Annotated in this window: 1 protein-coding gene; it reads right to left on the bottom strand. The window is 24.6% G+C overall.

The annotated features are described in order from the left end of the window. Nucleotides 1–143: 143 nt before the first annotated feature. On the bottom strand, nt 144–276 hold a 133-nt coding region (locus tag AMO19_RS04175), incomplete at its 5' end, for an RsfS/YbeB/iojap family protein (RefSeq protein WP_179850509.1).

The raw sequence follows: 276 nt of genomic DNA, 5'->3' as shown, positions 1-276 counted from the left end.
GATATCCTCAACATATTCTTCATTAATTTTTTCGAGCACTTCTCCAAAAAGATCAATTTTTTTATAAATATCGCTTTCACTTGAAATTGCTAAAGTTGAATTTAAAAATAAAAATAAAGCTAGGGTAAATATATAAATTTTTTTCATATCATTACTTTTTCTTTTGGAATGAGTTCAGACCACATTTTTTCTAACTCATAAAATTTACGTTTTTCAGGATGAAAAATATGAACAATTAAATCAATACCATCTACCAATTTCCATTCAGAACTTTCT

This window comes from Prochlorococcus marinus (assembly GCF_001180245.1).
Taxonomy (GTDB): domain Bacteria; phylum Cyanobacteriota; class Cyanobacteriia; order PCC-6307; family Cyanobiaceae; genus Prochlorococcus_A; species Prochlorococcus_A marinus_F.
The sequence above is the reverse complement of the archived record's forward strand: the minus strand, read 5'-3'. Positions and strand labels throughout refer to the sequence as shown.